27 protein-coding genes are annotated in these 21,356 nt (G+C 62.6%); 16 read left to right on the forward strand and 11 right to left on the reverse strand.

Annotated elements, in window-relative coordinates; genetic code table 11:
• Positions 1–145 precede the first annotated feature (145 nt).
• Positions 146–484, reverse strand: coding sequence for a YnfA family protein (locus OCL88_RS15195; RefSeq protein WP_021473325.1), 339 nt, complete (start codon positions 482–484; stop codon positions 146–148).
• 224 nt (positions 485–708) lie between these two features.
• Here OCL88_RS15195 and rpsF point away from each other — a divergent pair, with 224 nt between their 5' ends.
• The 4 genes from rpsF (at position 709) to rplI (ending at position 2,426) form a co-directional block, all read left to right on the forward strand.
• Positions 709–1,014, forward strand: coding sequence for a 30S ribosomal protein S6 (gene rpsF, locus OCL88_RS15200; protein ID WP_021473324.1), 306 nt, complete (start codon positions 709–711; stop codon positions 1,012–1,014).
• Positions 1,015–1,064: 50 nt separating this feature from the next.
• Positions 1,065–1,652 (forward strand): single-stranded DNA-binding protein, encoded by a 588-nt coding sequence (locus OCL88_RS15205; protein ID WP_021473323.1) that lies wholly within the window; start codon positions 1,065–1,067, stop codon positions 1,650–1,652.
• Positions 1,653–1,715: 63 nt separating this feature from the next.
• Positions 1,716–1,955, forward strand: a complete 240-nt coding sequence (rpsR, locus tag OCL88_RS15210; protein WP_003800144.1) for a 30S ribosomal protein S18 — start codon at positions 1,716–1,718, stop codon at positions 1,953–1,955.
• Positions 1,956–1,973: 18 nt separating this feature from the next.
• Positions 1,974–2,426: a 50S ribosomal protein L9 gene (rplI, locus tag OCL88_RS15215; RefSeq protein WP_166186219.1), complete on the forward strand. Its 453-nt coding sequence runs from the start codon at positions 1,974–1,976 to the stop codon at positions 2,424–2,426.
• A gap of 139 nt (positions 2,427–2,565) precedes the next feature.
• Here rplI and OCL88_RS15220 read toward each other — a convergent pair whose 3' ends face one another.
• A complete protein-coding gene (locus tag OCL88_RS15220) occupies positions 2,566–2,988 on the reverse strand; it encodes a DUF1801 domain-containing protein (protein ID WP_264963038.1) in 423 nt (140 codons plus the stop codon).
• 57 nt (positions 2,989–3,045) lie between these two features.
• On the opposite strand from OCL88_RS15220, the gene OCL88_RS15225 reads away from it, so the two are divergent.
• Both OCL88_RS15225 and OCL88_RS15230 read left to right on the forward strand, forming a co-directional pair.
• Positions 3,046–3,897, forward strand: coding sequence for a PhzF family phenazine biosynthesis protein (locus OCL88_RS15225; protein ID WP_264963039.1), 852 nt, complete (start codon positions 3,046–3,048; stop codon positions 3,895–3,897).
• A 24-nt stretch (positions 3,898–3,921) separates the two neighbouring features.
• The gene (locus OCL88_RS15230) at positions 3,922–4,821 is read left to right on the forward strand and encodes a diacylglycerol/lipid kinase family protein (RefSeq protein ID WP_193592443.1); all 900 of its coding nucleotides are present in this window, start codon (positions 3,922–3,924) and stop codon (positions 4,819–4,821) included.
• Between the two features lie 2 nt (positions 4,822–4,823).
• Here the strand turns inward: OCL88_RS15230 and OCL88_RS15235 are convergent, their stop codons facing one another.
• Entirely contained in the window at positions 4,824–5,702 is an 879-nt protein-coding gene (locus OCL88_RS15235) for a hypothetical protein (protein ID WP_205679889.1), read from the reverse strand.
• A gap of 111 nt (positions 5,703–5,813) precedes the next feature.
• Here OCL88_RS15235 and OCL88_RS15240 point away from each other — a divergent pair, with 111 nt between their 5' ends.
• The 4 genes from OCL88_RS15240 (at position 5,814) to OCL88_RS15255 (ending at position 8,562) form a co-directional block, all read left to right on the forward strand.
• A complete protein-coding gene (locus tag OCL88_RS15240; protein WP_264963040.1) occupies positions 5,814–6,263 on the forward strand; it encodes an SRPBCC family protein in 450 nt (149 codons plus the stop codon).
• 94 nt (positions 6,264–6,357) lie between these two features.
• On the forward strand, positions 6,358–7,443 hold the full coding sequence (locus OCL88_RS15245) for an alpha/beta hydrolase (protein ID WP_264963041.1): 1,086 nt from the start codon (positions 6,358–6,360) through the stop codon (positions 7,441–7,443).
• Between the two features lie 93 nt (positions 7,444–7,536).
• Entirely contained in the window at positions 7,537–8,160 is a 624-nt protein-coding gene (locus tag OCL88_RS15250; protein WP_264963042.1) for an FMN reductase, read from the forward strand.
• A gap of 48 nt (positions 8,161–8,208) precedes the next feature.
• Positions 8,209–8,562 carry a zf-TFIIB domain-containing protein gene (locus OCL88_RS15255; protein WP_236593392.1) on the forward strand — a complete coding sequence of 118 codons (354 nt, stop codon included), beginning with the start codon at positions 8,209–8,211 and terminating at the stop codon, positions 8,560–8,562.
• Here OCL88_RS15255 and OCL88_RS15260 read toward each other — a convergent pair.
• A complete protein-coding gene (locus OCL88_RS15260; protein ID WP_021473313.1) occupies positions 8,559–9,134 on the reverse strand; it encodes a hypothetical protein in 576 nt (191 codons plus the stop codon). The genes OCL88_RS15255 and OCL88_RS15260 overlap by 4 nt on opposite strands.
• Positions 9,135–9,142: 8 nt before the next feature.
• Positions 9,143–9,595, reverse strand: coding sequence for a hypothetical protein (locus OCL88_RS15265; RefSeq protein WP_264963043.1), 453 nt, complete (start codon positions 9,593–9,595; stop codon positions 9,143–9,145).
• A 626-nt stretch (positions 9,596–10,221) separates the two neighbouring features.
• Between OCL88_RS15265 and dnaB the strand changes: the two genes are divergently transcribed.
• Entirely contained in the window at positions 10,222–11,607 is a 1,386-nt protein-coding gene (dnaB, locus tag OCL88_RS15270) for a replicative DNA helicase (protein WP_031216797.1), read from the forward strand.
• Positions 11,608–11,613: 6 nt separating this feature from the next.
• Here dnaB and OCL88_RS15275 read toward each other — a convergent pair whose 3' ends face one another.
• The 6 genes from OCL88_RS15275 to OCL88_RS15300 are packed head-to-tail and all read right to left on the reverse strand — an operon-like array spanning position 11,614 to position 16,279.
• Positions 11,614–11,997, reverse strand: coding sequence for a VOC family protein (locus OCL88_RS15275; protein WP_264963044.1), 384 nt, complete (start codon positions 11,995–11,997; stop codon positions 11,614–11,616).
• Positions 11,998–12,018: 21 nt separating this feature from the next.
• Complete coding sequence (locus OCL88_RS15280) at positions 12,019–12,360, reverse strand: DUF1304 domain-containing protein (RefSeq protein ID WP_264963045.1); 342 nt, start codon at positions 12,358–12,360, stop codon at positions 12,019–12,021.
• 30 nt (positions 12,361–12,390) lie between these two features.
• Positions 12,391–12,849 (reverse strand): ribose-5-phosphate isomerase, encoded by a 459-nt coding sequence (locus OCL88_RS15285; protein WP_264963046.1) that lies wholly within the window; start codon positions 12,847–12,849, stop codon positions 12,391–12,393.
• A gap of 10 nt (positions 12,850–12,859) precedes the next feature.
• Complete coding sequence (locus OCL88_RS15290; RefSeq protein ID WP_264963047.1) at positions 12,860–14,599, reverse strand: dihydroxyacetone kinase family protein; 1,740 nt, start codon at positions 14,597–14,599, stop codon at positions 12,860–12,862.
• 34 nt (positions 14,600–14,633) lie between these two features.
• Positions 14,634–15,407: an SDR family NAD(P)-dependent oxidoreductase gene (locus tag OCL88_RS15295; RefSeq protein WP_062098854.1), complete on the reverse strand. Its 774-nt coding sequence runs from the start codon at positions 15,405–15,407 to the stop codon at positions 14,634–14,636.
• Entirely contained in the window at positions 15,404–16,279 is an 876-nt protein-coding gene (locus OCL88_RS15300) for a sugar phosphate isomerase/epimerase family protein (protein ID WP_264963048.1), read from the reverse strand. The genes OCL88_RS15295 and OCL88_RS15300 overlap by 4 nt, the downstream gene beginning before the upstream one ends.
• A gap of 201 nt (positions 16,280–16,480) precedes the next feature.
• Between OCL88_RS15300 and OCL88_RS15305 the strand changes: the two genes are divergently transcribed.
• The 5 genes from OCL88_RS15305 (at position 16,481) to OCL88_RS15325 (ending at position 21,353) form a co-directional block, all read left to right on the forward strand.
• Complete coding sequence (locus tag OCL88_RS15305; RefSeq protein ID WP_201433892.1) at positions 16,481–17,818, forward strand: MFS transporter; 1,338 nt, start codon at positions 16,481–16,483, stop codon at positions 17,816–17,818.
• 63 nt (positions 17,819–17,881) lie between these two features.
• Positions 17,882–18,772, forward strand: coding sequence for a transketolase (locus tag OCL88_RS15310; protein ID WP_021473303.1), 891 nt, complete (start codon positions 17,882–17,884; stop codon positions 18,770–18,772).
• Positions 18,769–19,779 (forward strand): transketolase family protein, encoded by a 1,011-nt coding sequence (locus OCL88_RS15315; protein ID WP_166186210.1) that lies wholly within the window; start codon positions 18,769–18,771, stop codon positions 19,777–19,779. Before OCL88_RS15310 ends, OCL88_RS15315 begins: the two co-directional genes overlap by 4 nt.
• A gap of 111 nt (positions 19,780–19,890) precedes the next feature.
• A complete protein-coding gene (locus OCL88_RS15320) occupies positions 19,891–20,547 on the forward strand; it encodes a GntR family transcriptional regulator (RefSeq protein WP_021473301.1) in 657 nt (218 codons plus the stop codon).
• Positions 20,548–20,597: 50 nt separating this feature from the next.
• A complete protein-coding gene (locus OCL88_RS15325; protein ID WP_062098845.1) occupies positions 20,598–21,353 on the forward strand; it encodes a ZIP family metal transporter in 756 nt (251 codons plus the stop codon).
• The last annotated feature ends 3 nt before the right edge of the window (positions 21,354–21,356 follow it).

The following is a 21,356-nucleotide window of genomic DNA, read 5'->3' on the forward strand; positions in this document are numbered from 1 at the left end:
GCTTGAGGTGCTAGTCCTCGAAAGGGGGTGGGGGTTCAAGTCCCCCTCCGCGCACACAATGAGCCCTGGAAGGTCAATGATCTTCCAGGGCTCACATGTTTAGGCTGCCATGTTCCAGCCGGTAAGCCGGTAAGGCGCCCGCCGGTCACGCGCCCGTGCGCGGCGCGAACATGATGACGCCGACGCCCACTATGCAGATGACGGCTCCAATGATGTCCCAGCGGTCCGGGCGGAATCCGTCAACCAGCATGCCCCAGGCAAGTGAGCCAGCTATAAAAACGCCCCCGTACGCCGCGAGAACCCTTCCGAAATGGGCGTCGGGCTGGAACGCCGCGAAGAAACCATAGATTCCCAAGGCAACGACTCCCAGCCCGGCCCACCACCATGCCTTGCCCTCCCGGACTGCCTGCCAAATGAGCCAAGCGCCCCCGATTTCGGCTGCCGCGGCCAGGACGAAGAGGACTGTGGACTTGAGGATGGTCATGGTTCAAGTATTCATTGCCCCTTATCCACATAGGCCTTCCCGGCGCTTTCGGCCACGACACACCGCCGAATAGCTTTGGATGCAGGAGATGCACTAGGATATTGAAGTCTGTGCTGCGCCCTCCTTCCGAATCTTTGGCGGGGGAGCGAGGCACAGCAATCGCAAATGAACCTCCTGTTACGGAAATACCGTAACCGCTTAGCCCAAAGGAGGTGGGTTCACATATGCGTCCTTACGAATTGATGGTAATCATCGACCCCGAGGTCGAAGAGCGTACCGTAGAGCCGTCGCTTCAGAAGTTCCTGAATGTCATCACCACCGATGGTGGAACCATCGAAAAGGTTGACATCTGGGGCCGTCGTCGCCTGGCATACGACATCAAGAAGAAGTCCGAAGGTATCTACGCAGTGGTGAACTTCACCGCTGAGCCTGCTACCGCCAAGGAACTTGATCGCCAGCTGTCTCTGAACGAGACGATCATGCGCACCAAGATCATCCGCCCCGAAGACCAGAAGGTTGTTGCTGAGTAATCAGCCCCTTCCAGATCTTTACCCCGCAGGAACGAACAAGGAGGCAGTAGATGGCAGGCGAAACCACTATTACGGTCATCGGTAATCTCACCAATGATCCGGAGCTGCGGTTCACCCCGTCTGGCTCAGCAGTAGCGAACTTCACCATCGCTTCTACTCCCCGGACCTTTGACCGCCAGTCGAACGAATGGAAGGACGGGGAAACCCTGTTCCTCCGCGCGTCCGTATGGCGGGAAGCAGCCGAGAACGTTGCCGAGTCCCTCACAAAGGGAACCCGCGTCATTGTTTCCGGCCGTTTGAAGAGCCGTTCTTACGAAACCAAAGAAGGCGAGAAGCGCACCGTTATTGAGCTTGAGGTCGACGAGATCGGCCCGAGCTTGCGTTACGCGAATGCCAAAGTCAACCGCACCCAGCGCTCCGGCGGCGGGTTCGGCGCCGGCAACGGTGGCCAGGGTGGCTTCGGTGGCGGCAACGCAGGTGGCTTCGGAGGTGGCCCCGCTGGTGGAAACCAGGGCGGTAACTCCGGTGGAAACTGGGGCGGCAACCAGCCCGCACAGCAGGATGACCCTTGGGCTACGCCCGGCGTCAGCAACGCTGGTGGCTGGGGCAACGGCCCGGACTCCGAACCTCCCTTCTAAACAAAAAAACACCACCATCCCGTGGATCAATATCCACGGGCTCCATAGAAAAGGAGCTCCACGATGGCTAAGGCTGAACTCCGTAAGCCCAAACCAAAGTCCAACCCCTTGAAGGCCGCTGACATCACTGTCATCGACTACAAGGACGTAGCATTGCTGCGCAAGTTCATCTCCGACCGCGGAAAGATCCGCGCTCGTCGCGTCACTGGCGTTACCGTTCAGGAACAGCGCAAGATCGCCCAGGCAATCAAGAACGCCCGCGAAGTTGCTCTGCTGCCCTACTCCGGCGCTGGCCGCGGCTAAGGGAAGGGATTAACTAACATGGCAAAGCTCATTCTGACCCACGAAGTAACCGGTCTCGGTGCTGCTGGCGACGTTGTCGAGGTGAAGAACGGTTACGCACGTAACTACCTTCTGCCCCGCGGTTTCGCTCTGACCTGGACCCGTGGTGGCGAGAAGCAGGTTGAGACCATCAAGGCAGCACGTGCTGCCCGTGCCCACGCAACTGTTGAAGCTGCACAGGCGCAGGCCCAGGCACTGTCCTCCAAGAAGGTCAAGCTCGAGGTGAAGGCCGGTCAGTCCGGTCGTCTCTTCGGCACCGTCAAGCCTGCTGACGTCGCTGCTGCTGTTGAGGCTGCCGGCCTCGGCGCCATCGACAAGCGCAACGTTGAACTGCCGAACCACATCAAGTCTGTCGGTTCGTACCAGGCCAACGTTCGCCTGCACGAGGATGTTTCCGCTGTCATCGACCTTGAGGTCGTTGCCGGCAAGTAGTCCCTGACTACGCCTGAAGGACCCCGCCCCCGGATTCCGGGAGCGGGGTCCTTTTGCATCCCCCGAGTTGGCAATTGATGACAATGTTGGTGCCCTGGACTGCCATTAACTGCCAGCTCGCGGGGGCACGGGCGCGGGGTCAGGGCCTATGGATCTCCGTCATGGTGTGGTTGTAGCCGGTGCGGATCAGCTCGGCCAGCACATCCCTGTCCACATCGTCCAACCTGTTGACGTACAAGCACGATGCGCCGGTTTTGTGCTTACCCAGTTCGGGAAGCAAGCGGTCCGCCTCCGGACTCATCGTCAGTCCATAGAGGGCCAGGTTGGCTTTGCGCGGTGAGAACCCCACGGCTGCAGCATCGCCTTCACGGCCGCTCTGGTACTTGTAGTGGTACTGCCCGAAACCTACGATCGACGGACCCCACATCACGGCTTCCTGGCCGGTGATCCCGCGCATCATGTTCAGTAATTCAAAGCCGTCCGCACGCCGGACCGGGTGCTCCACGGCATTAAGGAATTCCTCAACGGGCACTTGGGTGGGCTGCGTCTTGTTCTCTGCCATGAAGGTAGTGTGGCAGACGGCCCACAGGCTCACCAGCACCAGTGATAGCCTGCACCGGTGAGCCCACTTTCCCCCCGAAACCGCCCATTCCACCAAGTTGACGTCTTCTCCGACCGTCCCTATTTCGGCAACCCGCTCGCCGTCGTCGTTGATGCCGAAGGGCTCGACAGCGGGACGATGCAGCGATTCGCCAACTGGACCAATCTGTCCGAAACCACCTTCCTGCTGCCGCCCACACATCCGGACGCGGACTACAGGGTGCGTATCTTCACCGGCAGCGAGGAGTTTCCGTTCGCGGGACACCCCACGCTTGGCTCAGCTCACACGTGGCTGCAGGCAGGGGGAGTGCCCAAGTCTGCCGGCGTCGTGGTCCAGGAGTGCGGAGCAGGTTTGGTACGCGTCAAGCACGACGGCGGACGGCTGGCTTTCGCGGCCCCGCCACTGACCCGGTTTGGTCCGGTGGAGGACAGCGTACGGAAGCAATTGGCCGCGGGTCTTCGACTTTCGGAAAATGACATCCTCGATGCTTCGTGGCTGGTGAATGGGCCGGCGTGGATTGGCGTCCTGCTCGAATCCGCTGACCAGGTCCTTGGCCTGGAACCGGACATGCTTGCCTTGGGGGACTTGAAGGTGGGCGTCATCGGGCCGTATCCGACAGGCTCCGACGTGGATTTCGAGGTTCGTACGTTTTTCCCGGGCGACGCCATGATCGAGGACCCGGTGACGGGTAGCTTCAACGCGGGGGCAGCTCAATGGCTGATAGGGAGCGGGCGTGCGCCGGAGGCATACGTGGCCGCCCAAGGCACCGTGCTGGGGAGGGCAGGGCGCATCCACGTCAAGGCTGAAGGGGACCAGGTCTGGGTGGGCGGTGATTCGACTACCTGCATCCAGGGGACAGTACTGTTATAGGCCTGGGTAACTAAAGGAGAACGCATGGGTTCCGCACGGACATTTGAGTCGATCGTCATCATCTTCAACCCCAACAGCACGGGGAATGCCCCTGAGCTTGCGGAAGAGCTGCACGGGAAGCTCATCAAGATGCTGCCGTACTCGCCGGAGATCATCCTTGAACCAACCCAGCACGCGGGGCACGCGGTCGATCTGGCCCGCGAAGCCGCCGGTAAGGGTGGCGACGTCCTGGTGGTCTCGGTCAGCGGCGACGGTGGCTACAACGAGGTTGTCAACGGTGTGATGCAGGCGGAGAACCCCAAGGCAGTGGCCGCAGTCATGGCTGCCGGCAACGCGAACGACCACCGGCGGACGGTTGGAACCAAGCCCTTGGAGGAAGCCATCGCAGAGGGCAACGTCCACAACATCGACCTGCTCCGGATCCACACGGGCCAGAAAGAGAATGAGCCGCTGGAGTACGCCCACTCGTACATCGGGTTCGGCCTGACCCCGGTTGTGGCGACGGAGTTGGAAAAGGGAAGCAAGGGCGCCCTGACGGAGATGGTGTCCGTAATCAAGACGTTCTCGGAGTTCAAGCCGTTCGAAATCCGGCTGGACAACGGCAAGCGCCAGAAGGTGGACAGCCTCGTTTTTGCGAATATCCCCGAAATGGCAAAGTACGCCACCCTCAGCGAGGCGGAGGAGACGCCCCGTGACGGCAAGTTTGAGGTCATCTTCTTCCCCCACATGCCCAAATGGCGGGTGGTCTTGAACGCTTTGCGGGCCACCACCCAGGGCCTGGGCGATCAGCCGAGCGTCAGCAGCTACGAATTCACCACGCTGAAGCCCTTGCCGTACCAAATGGACGGGGAAGTAAAGAACGTGGAAGCCGGGATCAAGGTCCGCGTGGAGAGCGCACCAGCGGCGCTGCCCACCATCGGCTGAGTTCAGCCTGCGCTGCAGGCAGCGGTGACAAAGTCATGGATGCGTCCGCGCAGATCGGCAGGAGCCGGCACCTTCAGGGCTCCCTGACGGTTGCCGATGGCCACATTCAACGGAACCAGTGTTCCCACCTTGTCTTCAGCGACGGCATGGGGGTCGCAGCGGGCAGGGCGTACGCGCAGGGACAGCACCCGGGCGTCCGCTGCGGCCGTAATAATGACATCGCGGGGCCACGGGTCCGACGGCTGCTCCGCCAGTAACGTGGTGCCACCGATCGATTCGATAACCAGGGTCTGGTTATGGGAAGCGTTCTTGGTTGGGGTGACAACCAGGCGCACGACGGCGGTTCTTCCGTCGGGAGCCACGTCCAGTTCCGGGTCCAAGGCGATGGCTGCCACCGCCTCAACGTATTTGGCGAGGCAGAGCTCGTCTGAGTTGCGCTGCAGGACGCCGAAGGGGTCGTTGGCTCCGGTGCTGATGTGGCGTTGCTGATCGGTGCCGCCGGCGTATCCGATTGTGGTTACCGGGGGGTCGCCCGCTTGGCTCCCGCAGCGTGGCTCCGGAAGGCTGGCGGGGAGGCTCTTGGGCTGGTTCGGCGGTAGTTCCAGTGGCCCGTTCTCCGGCCTCCATGTGATGTCCTGCTGGAACAAGCCTGAGCGGAGGTCCACGCCGCTGACCGTGACGGGCGAGCCGGAGGTGTTGGTCAGTTGGATGAGGATGGCTTGCTTTCCGTACTGGTCGCGGGACTGGTTGATGTCCACCACGATCCCCGCTTCTGGCTCACTGGTCCTTGTTTCAGGAGCCGCGGGCTGGCAGGAAGAGACCGCCCCCGCGGCACACAGCAACAAAATGAGTGCCAACCATGAACGCCGCTGCCGGGCCATGCGATCAGTTTAGGCCTGGCCTTGCGAAACCTGTTCGGGTTCCTCTGGCGATAGCTTCGTAAGCATGCTTAGCTTAATTTCCAATGCTGGTGCGCCACCGGAAAGGAAGTCATGTCCACTGTTACCCGGCCCTTCAAGTCTTCAGCAGCCGACGTCTGGAATGTGATCGCCGACGGCTGGCTTTACCCTGGCTGGGTGGTGGGTGCCTCACGGATCCGCGCTGTGGATGATCAGTGGCCCCAGGCCGGTGCGAAGCTTCATCACTCCGTTGGCGTCTGGCCTTTCCTGATCGATGACAGCACCAGCGTGGCTGCGGTCCAGACCGGACGCTCCCTTGAGCTCCTTGCCCGTGGATGGCCGATGGGTGAGGCCAAGGTGCTGATCACGGTGGAAGAGGCCGGTCCGGACGAATGCCGCGTCTCCATCTCCGAGGACGCAGTGCGAGGTCCCGGCAAGTTGGTTCCCAAAGTCCTGCGGGACCCTGTGATCGACGTTAGGAACAACGAGACCCTGCGACGACTGGAACTGATGGCAGTCGGCGGGGCTGGGCGGCAAAGGTAGTCTTTTCGGCAAGATCCTTCGCCAAGGGCCTCTTCCGTCCTAGCATGGTCCGCAGGTGCGCACACGGACGGTGCACAGTCGGGGGGATGGGGTCATGGGGTCATCGGAAGCGGCAGAAGCCAGCGTACCGGCAGCGGCCAGTGCAGGGCCTCCCAAGCCGGAGAGTGAGCCGGGCAGGCGCAGGCGTCCACGGAGAATCCGGAAGCTGGAGCTCGCCGTCGTGCTTGTGTTGGCTGTACTCCTGGCCCTTTCTGCCACCCCGTGGCCATCGGCGATGGTGATCCGTGGGGTCTTCGAGCGCGGGGCCCAGGACACCGTTGCGGAAATGACTCCTTACGTCCCGCAAGCCGGGCTGCAGACACGCGCCAATGTTGTCTACAAGCCGGGCCTCTCCTTCGACGCCTTTAGTCCCGAAGGAGCTGCAGGCGGACTGCCGACGATCGTCTGGATTCATGGTGGTGCCTGGATTTCCGGAACCCAAGCCAACGTTGAGCCCTATCTTCGGATTCTCGCCGCCGAAGGCTACACAACCATCGGCGTGGGCTACACGATCGCGCCCGAGGCCACGTATCCCACAGCGGTTCATGAAATCAACGACGCACTGGCTTACATCAAGGCTCATGCCGCTGAACTGAACGTGGATCCGGGCCGCATCGTCCTGGCAGGGGACTCTGCGGGTGCACAGCTGGCCAGCCAAATGGCCACCCTGACGGTCAATCCTGCCTACGCCAACCTGCTCGGTGTGGAGCCGGCGTTGCGCAAGGAGGATCTGGCTGCCACCATTCTTCACTGCGGTGTTTACGATCTGGACGCCATGAGCAAGCTCAACGGTCTGGTGGAGTGGGGTCTCAAGACGTCTTTGTGGTCCTACACGGGCACCAAGGATTGGTCCGCCACCTACGCCGGGGCAACCATGTCCACCATCGAATTCGTTACGGGAGACCTGCCCCCTACGTTCATCAGCGGCGGCAACGGGGATGGGCTGACCTGGCTGCAATCCGTTCCCTACAGCAATCGTTTGAAAGCAGCCGGAGTTCCCGTGACCGAGCTTTTCTGGCCGGCCGACCACACTCCCGCACTTCCCCATGAGTACCAGTTCCAGTTGAACTTCTCCGAGGCCAAGGACGCCAAGGACAGGACCATGGGCTTCCTGGCCACTCACGTGCAGCCGCGCCCATAGAAGCGGCCGGGAATACTTCCGGTGTTCGTCCGGTTCAACCACATAGATGCATATGCATGTAAACTGAGTTGAATCGAGCAACAGGAGAACGCCATGGAAACCCGCCGCATAACCGTCCTTTCAGCAGGGCTCGGCGTGCCGTCTTCGAGCCGTCTGCTGGCCGACCAATTGGCTGCCTCCACGGAACGGCAGCTGCAGGCAGCCGGGTACCAAGTGAAGATCGACATCGTTGAACTAAGGGACTTGGCGGTGGACATCGCCAACAACTTCGTCACCGGATACGCAGCTCCCCGCCTCGCGGAGGTGATTGCCGGCGTCGAAGACTCCGACGGCATCATCGCCGTCAGCCCCGTTTTCAGCGCCTCGTACAGCGGCCTCTTCAAGTCCTTCATCGACGTCCTGGATCCCAAGTCGCTGGACGGCAAGGCGGTCCTCATTGGCGCCACGGGCGGCACCGACCGCCACCAGATGGTCCTCGACCACGCCATGCGGCCGCTTTTCAGCTACCTGCGGACCAGGATGACGGCGACTGCCATCTTCGCCGGGCCCCAGGACTGGGGTAGTGACGACGGCGGCTCACCGCTTTCCGCGCGCGTAGACCGGGCGGCCGGTGAGCTCGTGCAACTGCTGAGCGGCCCCCAGCCCGGGCGGAAGTCGCCCGCCTTGGAGTCGTTGCCGTTCGAGCAATTGCTGGCAGGAATCTCTGCTGCGCGATAGCCGAACTAATCGCCGTGCCGGGTCGTTGGGGAAGGCATGAAATGTCCTGTGGATTCTGTAGACCTGGTGATGAGCGAACGCAGCGGGGTTGAGATTGATTACTGCCCGCAATGCAGGGGTGTGTGGCTGGACCGCGGTGAGTTGGACAAAATCATCGATCGGGTGGCCGCCGACCCCGCACCCGCTCCGGCGCCGCACGTTCCAAGCCAACCTCCCATAGCCCCTCCACCGCTCTACAACCCGTTCGAATCGAGGCCCGGGCAGCCGCGGTACGACGACCGGGGTGGCCGCCGGGACTATGAGCGGAGGGACGCTGATCGGCGGGACTACGACCGTCGCGATGACTATGGCCGCAAGCGGAAGAAGAAGGAAGGCTGGCTCGGAGACCTGTTCGACTTCTAGTCGTCCAACAGCTCGATGAATTCGCGCGCCTGCTTGATGGTGATGTCCGAGTGGCGGGTCAGGGCCAGCGCTGCGCCCTCCACGTCCCCGCTTTTGGCGAGAGTCCTGATCCGCCCGTAGATCTCGTCATTGAGCATATTGCTGCTCACCTCGCGGGTCACATCGCCCTTGCTGACGATTGCCCGGTACCGGTAGGGGAACCGCTCGGGCTCATCGTCATCGTCCGCCAGCAGGTCCTTGGCGGGAGCTTCCGGCCGGTAGGGCTGGGGATGGGCGGCGAGGGCTCCGACGGCGTCGCGGGAGGCCCGCAGGCCTTCTCCAGTGGCCTGCAAGTAGAGCTTGATGGCCGCCATCCCTTGGCCCTGCGCTATGAGGGAGTACAGGCGACGGTGCTGTTCCTCGTTTAGTTTGGCTGCCGACTCCTTGGCGAGGGTGACTGCATCCTTGGGCACGTTCAGGGCCGCGGCGTCGGCACGGGTCTCGGCAGATCGCTTGGTGTAGGAGCGAATGAGCAGCAGCACGCCCGCAATGACCGCAATGAGGATCACGAGCGGGATGAGAAGCGAATCCATGGCGTTTATCAGAGCCGATCTATGTAGTTCTTGGCGGTCATGAGATCTGAGTGGGTTGCCTGCCGCAGTACCTTGATGGCTTGGATCTTTTGGCCGCTGCGGACAAGGTTTTGGAGCTCGAATGCCAACTGTGGGTTGAGCTGGCCGTTGGGAAGTATTGCGGGTTGCTGACCCCGGGCAGGGGAATTCGGGGACTGCTGGCCAGGGGCCGGGCGCGAAGTGTGGGAACGGTTCTGGCTGGGCTGCGCGGAAGCTTCTATGCGTGCCCGCTGGGCCAGTGCCGCCTGGATTTGCGAGGCTTGGTGCGCGGCGGAGCGTGAAGCCAGTTCACGTTGGTAGCGCTCCGCCTCGGACACCCCGGTATCACGGGGCCGAAGCGCCGTGGACACGGCCCATAACAGGCCAATAAGGATCACCAAAGGGAGGGCTGTCAGGAGCAGGTCGCCAAGGTCGTTCCCCATGCTTAGAGCTTATGCCAGATTGAGGTTATCCACAGCACATTCCATGAGCGGCATAAGCTTCCGAGAGGGAAGTGTCAAATGCGGCATGAACTTGTTGGATGCATCACATTCTGGGCATGTTTGTGCCTCGTCGAGGCGTGATGGGCTTCCCTCCCTGTGAATGTATTTGTGGATGGTTATCCACCAAAAAAACTTTTGCTCCACAAGCTGTGATGAACGTTTTCCCACGTCAGACGCAGTTTTCTGCAAAAAGTATTTTCATATCCACAGGTTCGCACACAGTCTGTGCACAACCAGCAGGACTTATTCCACAGGTTATCCACAGATGTGCAAGACGGCGGGCTTTGTGCTTCCGGTGAGCGCGGATAACGTGGCTCAGGTACCTGTTTCAGGATGGAAATAACCCTCCCGAATATCCTCAGCCGACGGCGCGCAAATCAGCTTGGGGATACTTCTGTGGATAAGTTGTGGGTAACGGGGACGGCCCTAAGAATGTCGGTCCCGGACGATATAACAGGAGCACTCGGCTGGTCCGGATGCCAGGGTTATCCATTCCAGGTCCACCCGCGCTTTACGCACCGCCGAGGGACGGAATCTCTGCAGCGGTACACATATGGAGGACGGCTTTGTCAGTAACGCACTTGGACTCACTCGAGGGCACCCGGGCTTCGGATTCGAGCCGCAAACCTCCGCAGGACATCGCGGCTGAACAATCAGTCCTCGGTGGCATGATGCTCTCCAAGGACGCCATTGCCGACGTCGTGGAGATCGTTCGCGGGCACGATTTTTACCGCCCGGCGCACGAGACCATCTACGAATCCATCATTGACCTGTACGGACGCGGAGAACCCGCTGACGCAGTGACCGTCTCGGACGAACTGACCAAACGCGGCGAGATCAACAGGATCGGCGGGCCGGCCTATCTCCATGAACTGATCCAGACTGTCCCCACCGCCGCAAACGCCGGCTACTACGCGGAAATCGTCGCAGAACGTGCTGTCCTGCGCCGCTTGGTCAATGCCGGAACCAAGATCGTGCAAATGGGCTACGGGCAGGACGGAGAGGTCGAAGACCTCGTCAACCAGGCCCAGGCCGAGGTCTACGCTGTTGCTGAAAAGCGTACGGCTGAAGACTACGTGGCGTTGAAAGACGTCTTGGAGTCCACGGTGGACGAGATCGAGGCGTCCGGGCACCGTGGAGAGGGCATGGTGGGTGTTCCCACCGGCTTCTATGAACTGGACGAACTCACCCACGGCCTCCACCCGGGTCAGATGATCGTGATTGCAGCACGCCCCGCCGTTGGTAAGTCCACGTTTGCGCTGGACTTCGCCCGTTCGGCAGCCATCAAGAACAACATGGCCACTGTGATGTTCTCCTTGGAAATGGGCCGGAACGAGATCGCCATGCGCTTGCTCTCCGCGGAGGCCACCATCAGCCTCCAGGATCTCCGCAAGGGGACCATCAAGGACGAGCAATGGTCCAAGATCGCCACCACCATGGGCCGGATGAATGATGCGCCCCTGTTCATCGACGACAGCCCCAATATGTCCCTCATGGAAATCCGGGCCAAGTGCCGCCGCCTCAAGCAGCAACATGACCTGAAGCTCGTGGTGCTCGACTACCTGCAGCTGATGAGCTCGGGCAAGAAGGTCGAGTCCCGCCAGCAGGAAGTGTCCGAGTTCTCGCGTGCGCTGAAGCTGCTCGCCAAGGAACTCCAGGTCCCCGTGATCGCCCTCTCGCAGCTGAACCGTGGTTCAGAACAGCGTCAGGACAAGCGGCCCATGGTTTCCGACCTCCGTGAATCCGGCTCTATCGAGCAGGACGCGGACATGGTCATCCTCCTCCACCGTGAGGATGTCTACGACAAGGAGTCCCCCCGCGCAGGTGAAGCGGACATCCTGATCGCCAAACACCGTAACGGCCCTACCAAGGACATCGTCGTGGCATTCCAGGGCCACTACTCCCGGTTCGCCAACATGGCCGGCGATTCCGGCGGAGGCGGCGGTTTCTAGCACCCGCTAGGCAGCGTCCTCAAGCTGCTTCCGCAGCAGGCAGAACTCGTTGCCTTCGGGGTCTTGCAGCACATGCCATTGTTCCTCGCCCGTTTGCCCGACGTCGGCTGGCCGGGCTCCGAGGGCAAGCAGGCGCTCCAGCTCAGCAGCTTGGTCCCGGTCCACGGGATTTACATCGATGTGGAGCGGCAGGCGGCCCGTCCGCGGGTTGCTGCTGGGGCTCAGGATGATGGTGGGCTGCAGGCCGCCGAAGCCGGCATCGGATGGCCCGATCTCAATCGAGCCCTCATCCCTGTCGAGTTCGACGTATCCGAGCACGTCACACCAGAACTTGGCGAGCAGTTCGGGATCTTTGCAGTTCAGGACCAGTTCGCTGATTCGGCAAGACATGGACGCCAGTGTAGTTGGGCTTCAGCCCAGTAAGAGATAGAACACGATTGCCAATCCGGGGATGAGGGCCTGTCCTATCGCACTCGTCCACAAGCGTTTCTCCGTCACCCAGAGCCAAAAGCTCAGGAACACGTGGCTTGCGCAGCAAAAAAGGACGATTGACGTTCCACCAGCCGCGTTGCCTGTGTTCACCATCAACAAACCCACGGCCAATCCAAATGCGAAGGCAAAGTTGTAGGCACCTACGTTCATGGCCCACATCCTGACGGCCCTCACGTCGTCCGGTTGGATCAGTAAGATCAGGTGGAAGCGTTGATTGCCGTGGAAGAAAATCTCAAGAATGCCGACGCTGCCCAGCGTCAAGAGTGCAGGGCCGCAGATCCTCCGAGACAGCTAGCAGCCTTCGAAGTCGCTGAGGACTTTCACCTTCTCCGCGGAAGCGGACGCGGGATCGAAGGCGTAGCCGACCCACTCTTTGGCCAGCCGCCGGGCGAGTTCCACGCCCACCACGCGCTGTCCCATGGTGAGGACCTGGCAGTCGTTGGAGAGGATGGAGCGCTCCACGGAAAACGAATCGTGGGCCGCGGTGGCACGGATGCCGGGCACCTTGTTGGCGGCGATGGCCACGCCGATGCCGGTACCGCAGAAGAGGATGGCGCGATCAGCCTTGCCGTCGCGGATCATTTCGCCTGCCGCGATGCCCACGTACGGGTACGGCCTGGTGAAGTCCGCATCGGCACGGTTCACTCCGATGTCAATCACTTCGGTGATCCGGTGGTCTGCCTCCAGATCCGCGAGGATCCGGTCCTTGTAGTCAACGCCGGCTTCGTCGGCGCCCACGATGATGCGCATGGTTACTCTCCTAGTTGGTGGCTGCAGCTACGGGAACTGCCGTGAAGTGGGGTCCGACGGCGGTGAACACCATGGCGAGCGACGTCGCCCCGGGGTCGGGGGTGCCGATGCTCTTCTCGGCGAGGGGACGGGCGCGGCCTTTGAGCGGGCGAAGATCAGCGGTGGCGGCTGCTGCCGACGTTGCTGTTGCAGCCGCGGCAGCCCACGCCTCCTCTGCGGGGGATCCTGCAGTCACGGCGTGAGTGAAGGATGAAGCAAACGGCAGCAGGGAGTCCACCATGGTCTTGTCGCCAATTTCGGCTTTGCCCAGGCCGGTGATGCGGTCGGCGAAAGCGCGCACAGCGTCTGCGAGGAGGTCCGCCGTCGGGCTTTCCGCGTCGCCCAGCCGCTCGCCAAAGGCGCGCAGCCCGGCACCCCAGAGGACACCCGACGTTCCGCCGGCTTTGTCAGCCCACGCGTCGCCGCCGGCGATCAGCACGGAGCCCGCCCCGGCACCGGCCGAGTAAGCGGCGGCAGCAGCCTCGAGGGCGGCGGCGGATCCACGGACCATGCCGCGGCCGTGGTCACCATCGCCGGCGATCGCGTCCATGTCTCCGAGCATCGCCTCCGATTCGCGGAGCAGCTCCGCAGTGGTTTCCAGCGCGGCAAGGCACCTGCCGGCGTAGGCCCGCGATTCCTCTGTGGAGAAGTAGTTGGCGGAGTCCGAGGCAACGACTTCTTCTGCAGCGTCGCCTGCCGCGGTGACATCGAACCCAACCGAACCCCGGCGATAGGCGGGAGTCAGGGCAGGAGCCGTCCAGTACTCCTCCAGTTCCTCGTCCAGCCACGTCAGCGTCAAGGAAACACCCGCCATGTCCAGGCTGGTCACCAGTTCTCCGACCTCGGGCATGACCAGGGTGTATCCCGCTTCGCGGAGGAGCGGGGCAACCGTGCGCCACAGGACAAACAGTTCCTCGTTCTTGGTGGAGCCAAGCCCGTTGAGGATGACGGCAACACGTCCGGGCACGGCTGCGGGCGCTTCCGCCAGGACGCGTCGCACCAGTTCGTGGCCAAGTTCGACGGCGGTAGGCAGTTCAGTATCGAACAGTCCCGGTTCGCCGTGGATGCCCAGGCCCAGGCCCATGTGACCTTCGGGAAGGCGGAAGAGGGGTTGCTCCGCTCCCGGGAAGGTGCAGCCGCTGAACGCCGTTCCGATGGTGCGGGTGCGGTCATTGGCCTTGCGTCCCAAGCGCACCACCGAATCCAGGTCCAGCCCGGCTTCGGCGGCTGCACCCATGACCTTGAAGACCACGAAGTCCCCGGCAATGCCACGGCGCTTTTCGACCTCGGACAGTGGGGCGCTGGCGATGTCGTCCGTGACCAGTACGTTTTCCGCCCGGATTCCCTCGGCATTCAACCGTTCGCTGGCCATGCCGAAGTTGAGGACGTCGCCGGCATAGTTGCCATAGGTGAAGACGACGCCGGCACCCGAGTTCGCGGCCTTTGCCACGGAGTAGGCCTGTTGGGTGGACGGTGAGGTGAAGATGTTTCCCACCACGGCCCCGTCAGCAAAGCCCGGGCCGATGATGCCGGCGAACGCGGGGTAATGCCCCGAACCGCCGCCCGTAATAACTGCCACCTTGGGAGCGGAGGGCCGGTTGCGGCGAACGGCGCCACCCTCTACCTGGCGTACGAGGTCCGAGTGGGCGTCGCAGAAGCCGGCGAGGGCTTCATCGGCGAAGTCGGCGGGATCGTTGAAGATTCTGGTCATGGTGGGTCCTGGTGTTCCTCGGAAATGCGGGCGACTAGTGAATGTGGCTGCCGCCGTTGATGTCGATGGTGGTGCCGGTGAGGTACGCGGAATCCTCGGAGGACAGGAACGTGATGACGGCGGCAACTTCCTCGGTGGTGGCGTTGCGGCCCAGCGGGATGCCGGCGTTGATGGCGTCTTCCTGCTCCTGGGTGCTGCCTACGCGGATGTTCGTGTCCACCGCGCCGGGGGTGATGGCGTTAACGGTCACGCCGGTTTCGCCGATTTCACGGGCCAGGGCTTTGGTGAAGCCGAGGATGGCTGCCTTGGCTGCGGAGTAGGGAACCTTGCCGAACACGCCCCCACCACGCTGGGCGGAAACGGATGACATGTTCACGATGCGACCCCAGCCGTTGGCGATCATGTCCGGGAGGAATGCCTTGGTCACCAGGTAGGTGCCAGTGGCGTTGACGTCCATGACCTTATGCCACAGCTCAAGGGTGGTTTCGAGGAACGGAACGGGCGAGGTGATGCCGGCGATGTTCGCCAGAGCGCCGACCACCGGGAGGTTTCCGGCCGACACTTCAGCCGCGACGGCAGCCTGGGCCCTGGCAACGGAGGCTTCGTCGGCCACGTTGATTTCGTAACCGAACGCGGGGACGTTGAATTCGTTGCCGATCTCGGCAGCGACTTTCGCCGACTTCTCGCCGTCGAGGTCGAGGATGACGACTCCCCAGCCCTGGGCGGCGTAGCGGCGGGCTGTGGTGAGGCCGATTCCACGCTCGGATGTGGCTCCGGTGAGGACTGCGGTGCGCTGGATGGTGGTCATGATGCTCCTTGAATGGTGTGCAGGGGGTTCTGGATGAGGTCTGTGATGAAGCTGCCGGCCTTGGCTGCGGCAGCGGGCCGCTCGTCATGGGTGACGTCGCGGGTTTCGAGTTCCAGGGAGAAGTGGCCCGTGTAGCCGATGTCCCGCAGGGCGGAGAAACCGGCTGCGAAGTCCGCCTGGCCGTTGCCGATGCTGAGGTTGATGTTCCCGGGCCCGGTTTCGGTGGCGGGCACCGCATCGCGCAGGTGCACGTGGGTGATGCGGTCGCCAAACCGTTCGACGAAGTCCACCGGGTTGCCCCCGGAGGCCACGATGTGGCTGAAGTCCATGACGATTCCGACGTTTGAACCGGTGAGCTGGTCGGCAAGGAGCTGGGCCCGCTCTGTGTTCCAGCACAGCCGGAAGTAGTGCAGGGATTCGGTCCACAGTTCTACGCCGAACTCTTTGGCCCGTTCGGACGCGTGGATGAGTTGGGCGCCAACCGTTTCGATGTCTCCTTCGAGGCTGCCCACGGGTTCGTGGTCGATCGCACCGCACGGCAGGACCAGTGCTTTCGCCCCGGTTTTGGCAGCGAGGCTGAGCAGCATCTCAAGGTGGCGTTCGCGCTCCAGCCGGGCGTCGGCGTCGAGCGTTGTATTCAGGTCCCCGACGTCGCCGTTGACGCTGCGGACACGCAGTCCGGACTCACGCACGACGGCGGCAACCGCCTCCACTGCCTCGGCGTCCAGCACGTAGGGCACGTGGTCGCAGACGCCGGGGAGTGCTCCGAGGTCGATCTCTTCAAAGCCGAGGCCGCTCATGGTGGGCAGGGCTGTTGCCAGGTCCTGGTGCCGGAAGCTGATGGAAGAACAGCCCAGTCTTTGATGGAACATCGTCGTTGATCCTCAGGTTGCGGCTCTCGTCGGAGAGAGCCTTTAGTGATGCGGACCACGTTATAGGAGTTAACTGTTAACAGTCAACCCTCGAAGTTGACTGTTGACATTGCTGGTGGCGTCGGTCACAGTTGACGTATTATGTTGACTGTCGACAGTGGTGTTGCGGAATGCAGCCCACTCTTCGAAAGGGAATAAGCAATGAGCAATGATGCTCTGACCATGCGTGGTCCGGTTCATGGAACCAAGGAAGCCAAGCGAGTCGCCGTCGGTTCGGGCGTCGGCGCAGTCATCGAAACCTACGACTTCATCGGGTTCGGCACCGCTGCCGCACTGTACTTTGGTACGGCATTCTTCCCGGGCGCCGATCCGGTGACCGGTACGTTGGCGTCCTTCGCGACACTCGGTGTTGGCTTCGCTGCCCGTCCTTTGGGCGGCATCATTGGCGGCCACCTCGGCGACAAGCTTGGCCGTAAGCCCGTCCTCGTTGCCTCCCTCATCCTGATGGGCCTGGCGACCTTCGCTATTGGCCTCCTCCCGACCTATCAGCAGGTCGGCCTGCTGGCTCCCGCACTGCTCGTGATCGTGCGCATCATCCAGGGCCTGGCATTCGGCGCCGAATGGGGCGGTGCCATCCTGATGAGCTACGAGCACGCACCGTGGAAGAAGAAGGGCCAGTTCACCGGCATCGTGCAGGCAGGCTTCCCCGTAGGACTGCTGCTGGCAAACCTCGTCTTCCTCTTCAGCGTCGGCCTCGGCAGCGAATGGGCCTGGCGCGTACCGTTCCTCGCCAGCATCCTGCTGGTCGCCGTAGGACTCATCATCCGTTCCAAGGTGCCCGAGTCCCCGGTCTTCGAAGACGTCAAGACCAAGGGCGACATTGTTAAGTCCCCGATCGTCGAGGTCATCAAGACCGACTGGCGCAACATCGTCCGTGGCATCGGCCTCCGCATCGCCGAAACCGCCGGCTACGCCGTTTCCGTGACGTACATGATCTCCTACCTCCACAGCACCAAGCTGGCCGACAAGACCCAGACCCTGGTGGCCCTCTGCATCGCAGCCGCCATCGGCATCTTCGCCACCTACGCCTGGGGCAAGCTGACCGACAAGGTAGGCCGCCGTCCCGTGTACATCTGGTCAACGGCCTTCGCCGTGGCCTTCGGCATCCCGATGTTCCTCCTGGTCAACACCGGCATGTTCATCTTCATCATCGCCACCATCGTGATCGCCTACGCCGTATGCCAGAACTCGCTCGCCGGCGCCCAGGGTGCCTGGTTCCCCGAGCTGTTCCAAGCCAAGACCCGCTCCTCCGGCGCATCCCTCGCCTACCAGATCTCCGCCATGGTCTCCGGGTTCACCCCGTTCATCACCACCCTGCTGTTCGTCAGCTTCGGCTGGATGGGCCCCGCAGCCCTCTTCAGCATCTACGGAGCGATCGGTCTCTGGGCCGCCCTGGTCACCAAGGAAACCTGGGGCAAGCGTGAGCGCCGGCTGGCCGAAGAAGCCGCCAGCAAAACTCCCCAGACGGTAACCGCCTAAGCAACCACTCGACGTCGGGCGTGTTCTCCCCATCGGTCCACGCCCGACCCCGGAAGGATTCCCGTGACTATTCCATCAGTCGAAGCAGCGCCCGCTTTGCCGGCCGCCGACCGCGTGGAGCGCATCCGCGCTGCCGCCTACCGCATCCGCCACCACGCCCTGAACATGGGTGAGGTCCAAGGCCAGGGCTACGTCGGCCAGGCCTTGGGTGCAGCGGACATGTTCGCCGCCGTTTACGCCGACCAGCTTACGTACCGTGCCGAAGATCCGCACTGGGAGGGCCGTGACAGGTTCCTGCTCTCCACCGGGCACTACGCGATTGGGCACTACGCGGCCTTGGCCGAAGCCGGGATCGTTCCCGTGGCTGAACTCGAAACCTACGGCTCTGACGATTCCCGCCTCCCGATGTCCGGGATGTCCACCTACACCCCGGGCATGGAAATCTCCGGTGGTTCGCTGGGACACGGTCTGACCATCGCCGTCGGGATGGCTCTTGGCCTCCGGGCGCAGGGTTCCTCCAACCGCGTCATCAACTTCCTTTCCGACGGTGAACTGGATGAGGGCTCAACCTGGGAAGCTGCCATGGGCGCACATCACCACCAGCTGGGCAACCTGACAGCCATGGTGGACATCAACGCCCTCCAGGCCGACGGCGCCACCAATACGGTGCTGCGCACCGAACCTGTCACCGAGAAGTGGGAATCGTTCGGCTGGTACACCCAGCGCGTGGACGGGAACGACGTCGGTGCGCTGCTGGCAGCGTTCGACAACATCGCCGCAGTTTCGGCACCGGTCGGGCAGCCGTCCGTCATCCTCTGCGACACCAAGGTCGGGCGCGGGGTGCCGCTGCTGGAGACGCGGGAGAAGGCACACTTCATGCGCATCGAAGAACACGAATGGCAGATCTGCCGCGAGCAGCTGACCGCAGGATACGAAGGGACGGCATCAGCATGAGCACAGTCACCGCATCGGCTTCGGCCGCAAAGCCCAAGTTGAAGACGTCGGCGATGATCGCTTCCTTCGCCGACCCGGGCCAGAAGACCACCTCCGCCCCGTTCGGTCACGCGTTGGTTGCCGCCGCCGAGGCTGATAAGCGGATTGTGGGCCTGACGGCAGACCTCGGCAAGTACACGGACATGCATATCTTCGCGAAGGCTTTCCCTGAGCGGTTCTTCCAGATGGGCATGGCCGAGCAGCTCCTCCTTGGAGCCGCCGCAGGCATGGCCGAGACCGGCATGATCCCCTTCGCCTCCACCTACTCCGTGTTCGCAGCCCGCCGTGCCTACGACTTCCTCTGCCTGGACATCGCCGAGCCGAACCTGAACGTCAACATCGTCGGTGGGTTGCCGGGGTTGACCACCGGCTACGGTCCCAGCCACCAAGCAACCGAGGACATGGCGATCTTCCGCGGCATGCCCAACCTCACCATCGTGGACCCTTGCGACTCGGTCGACATTGAGCAGGCCGTTCCCCAGCTGGCAGCCTCGGAAGGGCCCACCTACCTCCGCCTGCTGCGGGGCAACGTTCCCACGGTGCTGGATGAGTACGACTACACATTCGAACTCGGCAAAGCCAAAGTGCTGCGCGGCGGCAACGACGTTGTGTTCGTTTCCTCCGGTCTGATGACCATGCGGGCCCTGCAAGCGGCAGACGCCCTGGCCAAGCACAACGTTGACGTTGCCGTGGTTCATACCCCCACCATCAAGCCGTTCGACTCCGCGACTGTCCTCGCCGAACTGAACACGGACCGACTCGCCGTCACCTTGGAAAACCACACCGTTGTTGGCGGTCTGTTCGAAACCGTCGCCTCCGCCGTCGTAACCGCCGGTCTGGGCAAGCGCGTGGTGCCCATCGCGCTTCCGGACCAGTTCCTCGACGCCGGCGCGCTGCCGACGCTTCATGAGCGTTACGGACTCTCCGTCGACAGGATCGTTGCCAAGGTCCTGGCCGAACTGGGCTAAGAACCTACCCGCAAGAGGGGGCGCAGGACTGCCGGTCCTGTGCCCCTGCCCGTAGTATCAACTGTTAACACCGGACTGTTGGCAGTCGCCCGTACACATTGAGGACACATCATGGCCCTAACCGCATCCCTGCTGGGACTGGAAAAGAAGAGCTTGCGCGAACAGGCGCTCATCGCTCTGCGGAGTGCCATCACCAGCGGGGAACTGGAGCCCGGCCGCCACCTCGTAGAGACCGAACTCTCCGAGATGCTCCAGATCAGCCGCGGAACCCTCCGTGAAGCGCTGCGGCAGTTGGAGCAGGAAGGGCTGGTCTCTGCCGGGGCGCGCGGCCGGCTCTCCGTTCGCCACCTGGACGTCAAGGAAATCCGGGACATCTTCGCGGTCCGGGGCGTCCTCGAATCGCTCGCTGCCCGTACCCTGAGCGACATGCCGGACAAGGAGGCCGCCCTCGCTGAACTGCGTGCCGCCGTCGAGAACATGGGTAACGCCGCAAAGCTCTCACTCGAGGAACAGATCGAAGCCGACCTCGAGTTCCACCGGACGCTGTGCCGGCTTTCCGGGAACGAAACGCTGCTCCATCAGTGGGAATCGCTGGAAGGCTCCATCCGGATGTCCATTATGTTCGCCGGTTTGGAGCGTGCCACCAGGAACATGAGCGTCGGACGGCATCACGATATTGTGGCCGCCATCGAAACCGGAGACGCTGCCAAGGCGCGCGAGACCATCATCGGACACATGGACGGTGCCGCCGAAAACCTGGTGGGCTAGGTAGGCTCGGTGAATCCGTGAGTTGATGGATTACTGAGGAGGGCGCGGATTTGCCGATGTGGATGCAGGCCCTGATGTGGGGCACGATCGCCGGCGGCGCGTTGGTGCTCGGCTCGGCGTTGTCATGGAAATGGTCCATCCCGCCCAAAATCGTCTCATCCGTCATGTCCTTTGGGGCAGGCGTCCTCATCTCCGCGTTAGCCTTTGACCTGGTGGACGAAGCCGTCAGTGGCGGGGGTCTATGGCCGACCGTCTTCGGGTTCCTGGCTGGCGCGGTCGTCTATGTGGGAGCAAACTTCCTGCTGGCCCGCCGGGGAGCCAAGCACCGGAAACGCTCGGGTGGCCACCAGCCCAGCGAAGCAGAGTCGCCGGGCAGCGGGACCGCGATCGCCGTCGGTGCCCTCCTGGACGGCATCCCGGAATCCGTGGTTCTGGGCCTGGGGCTGATCACCGGGGGCGGTGTCAGCCCGGCAATGCTCGCAGCTGTCTTTATCTCCAATGTCCCGGAAGGTCTTTCCAGTACCGCGGGCATGAAGAAATCCGGACGCAGCGCCGCCTACGTCTTCGGAGTCTGGGGTGGTATCGCCGTGCTGTGCGGTATTGCCTCACTGATCGGCTACTCGGCACTGGAGAACGCACCGGCAGGAGTCATTGCCTTCATCACGGCCACCGCAGCCGGTGCCATCCTGGCAATGCTCGCGGACACCATGATTCCGGAAGCCTTCGAGGAACATCACCTGCTGAGCGGCTTGATTGCTTCGCTGGGCTTCCTGACAGCCTTCACGATCAGCGAACTCGGGGGCTAGCCT

Origin of the sequence: Paenarthrobacter sp. PAE-2 (assembly GCF_026013155.1) — a bacterium.
Taxonomy (GTDB): Bacteria; Actinomycetota; Actinomycetes; order Actinomycetales; family Micrococcaceae; genus Arthrobacter; species Arthrobacter ureafaciens.